This window comes from Candidatus Chordibacter forsetii, from assembly GCF_964187505.1.
In the GTDB taxonomy this organism is placed as follows: Bacteria; Verrucomicrobiota; Verrucomicrobiia; order Opitutales; family Seribacteraceae; genus Chordibacter; species Chordibacter forsetii.
In genome coordinates, this window is sequence record NZ_CAXLML010000157.1 from 1 (window position 1) to 2,712 (window position 2,712).

Genomic DNA, 2,712 nt, shown 5'->3' on the forward strand with positions numbered 1-2,712 from the left:
TCTAAAACTCAGATTGAAGTTGCATCCAAAACGGGTGCTTTGGTTACACCTCTTTCAGTTAAGCACAATATGATTCGTGCCGAATTTTCTTCAGGTCCCAACCTCATTGAAGACGACGCAGTGCGAGCATTATCAGGCATACAGAACAATATATCCCACCTTGATTTATCCCGTACAAAAGTAACAAATTCTGCTATAGGTAATGTGTCTAAAATGAAACACCTTACATGGCTTGGGCTAAGAAACACGGGAATAAATGATCAAGCAGTCAAAAAAATTAAAAACCTCCAATTTCTACGCTGCTTAAACTTGTCAGGAACTAAAGTTACTGACGGAGCAATCAAGGACTTAGCTCAGATGAAGGATTTGGAAGAACTTTATCTTTGGAATTCTGAAATTTCGGAAAAAGGGGTTGAGTCTTTAAGAAGTGCTCTACCTAAAACTAAAGTTGTTTTTTAAGCACTCAGTTATCAATCTTTACCACCCACTCTCCCAAAGTAAAATACTGATCGCTAATTTCTAAAATTGGCTCTTATTGGATTACTTGGTAGTATGAAATTATGTCCTTATCAAAAGCTTTTGATCACTCTAAAATCCGACAGGACTTTCCAATTCTTGCTAGAAAAAATCGTGGGAAACCCCTAATTTATCTTGATAATGCGGCGACCACTCAAAAACCGCAGTGTGTTATTGATTCATTAACTCACTACTACTCTAATAATAATTCAAATGTACATCGTGGGGTTTATGAACTAGCAGAAGACGCCGAAAATCTTTATCGGTCAGCAAGAAATACAATAGCATCTTGGCTAAATGTTAGCCCTGAAGAAATTATTTTTACCCGCGGAGCAACCGAAGGCATCAACCTTGTTTCGAACTCTTTTGCTAAACCCTTACTTAAGAAAGGTGATCAAATCATACTCTCCGAAATGGAGCACCACGCCAATATTGTACCTTGGCAAATGGTTGCAAAGGATACTGGTGCAGATATCAAGGTAGTTCCGCTGCTCGAAGATGGCTCTTTAGACCGCTCAAAACTTAGCGAATTTTTATCTTCATCAAAGTCAGCAATTTTATCCATCTGCCATGTGTCCAATGTTCTTGGAACAGTAAACCCAGTCCGGGAGATCATTAAGGAGGCTCATCAAAACGGTGTTAAGGTAGTTCTGGATGGTGCACAATCTGTTCCCCACTTAAAAGTCGATCTGCAGGAATTGGAATGTGATTTTTTTGTTTTCTCTGGTCATAAACTATTTGCTCCCATGGGAATAGGTGTAGTTTTTGCCAAAAATGAATTAATCACTGAAATGCAGCCCTACCAAGGCGGTGGGGATATGATTGATCAGGTAAGCTTTCAAGGCACTACATTTGCTAATGGAAACCAGCGTTTTGAAGCTGGCACCCCAAATGTTGCCGGTGCGATTGGTTTGGCTGCTGCCATAAACTACTTAGCAGGCATCGATTTTCACCAGGTAGACGCTCATGAAAAAAAACTACTTACTCAGACGAGAAACGAACTGCATGACATAGAAGGTCTGGTTGAGTATGGCACCACGTCAGATAAAGCAGGGGTCTTTAGCTTTAGTATTGCAGGCATTCACCCTCACGATTTGGCCACTCTTCTCGACGCTGAAGGTATTGCCACCCGTACAGGGCATCATTGCTGCCAACCTCTGATGCAAAAAATCGGCGTGGATGCAACAGCCAGAGCATCCTTCTCCTTATACAACTCAATGGACGATGTTCACGCTTTTACAAATGCTGTAAAAAGAGCCGTGAAAATTCTCGGGTGATTTGATCCAACTAACGCGGTCCCGATCTAACTACAGTCTATTTTCTTTGAGTCTTTATTCGGGCGAAAAGCTCTGAGTATTTTTTATTCGGAATCACTGTTTAAGTAAGCTTGGCACGAAAGTTGCGCATTGTCCTGTATGATTGAAAAAAACTTTTACAAAAAACGCGAACAAGCTTCCTAATTTTGGGACTTAACGCTATTAACATTGCAATTACTTTAACACTTTTTGGAAAACCCAATGACTAGAACAAACAAATCATCTAAAACTCACAATTTCTTCAAGAAAATCAAAGGGAAGTTCGAAGGATCTTCCTACTCAGTAGACCCGAGCGATTTAATACAAGAATCGTTCGTTAACCAATCCGGAGAAGGGGCTTATCAAAACCAAGCGCCTTACTATTCCCCGGAACTTTCCAATGTACTCTTTTTGAGCAAACGCGGAATGTCCCGTGCTCCATTGGCCAGAGAGGTTATGCGTAAACTGCTGCATCTGTCTGATCTCTTTGGAAGTATTCGTCCATCGGCCCGTGGAATTTCAGATGCATATGAATTTTGTTCCTTCGATAAACGCATGGTTCATTCGGCAAAGAAATTCGGCTATGAACTTGCTGGAAATGCTCGCAGGATAAACATGTCCGAGCTATCATCTGCTAACCTCATCATTACCCTGGATCGGGAAAGCGAAGAATATACAAAATCCCGTCATTTTTACATACGTGGTGAGGTTAAAGCGATCGGTGCGTTCTTACCTACCGGGGACACCCCTTATGTGCCTGACCCCTTTGAAAGCGACGAATTCATTGAGACCCAAGCCAAATATGATCAAATCATCCGTCTCATTGAGACTGGATGCCAAAATTTACTTAAGTCCTTTCCATCTTTGGTTTAACTTACTTATTCCAAGGGGCATCTGCCTC

2 protein-coding genes and 1 pseudogene are annotated in these 2,712 nt (G+C 41.2%); all 3 read left to right on the plus strand.

What is annotated here, in order from left to right:
- A pseudogene (locus ACKPQ4_RS06625) lies at positions 1-459 on the plus strand (c-type cytochrome domain-containing protein); the annotation flags it as partial.
- Positions 460-560: 101 nt separating this feature from the next.
- A complete protein-coding gene (locus ACKPQ4_RS06630; RefSeq protein ID WP_407680409.1) occupies positions 561-1,793 on the plus strand; it encodes a SufS family cysteine desulfurase in 1,233 nt (410 codons plus the stop codon).
- Between the two features lie 240 nt (positions 1,794-2,033).
- Entirely contained in the window at positions 2,034-2,684 is a 651-nt protein-coding gene (locus tag ACKPQ4_RS06635) for an arsenate reductase/protein-tyrosine-phosphatase family protein (protein ID WP_407680410.1), read from the plus strand.
- The last annotated feature ends 28 nt before the right edge of the window (positions 2,685-2,712 follow it).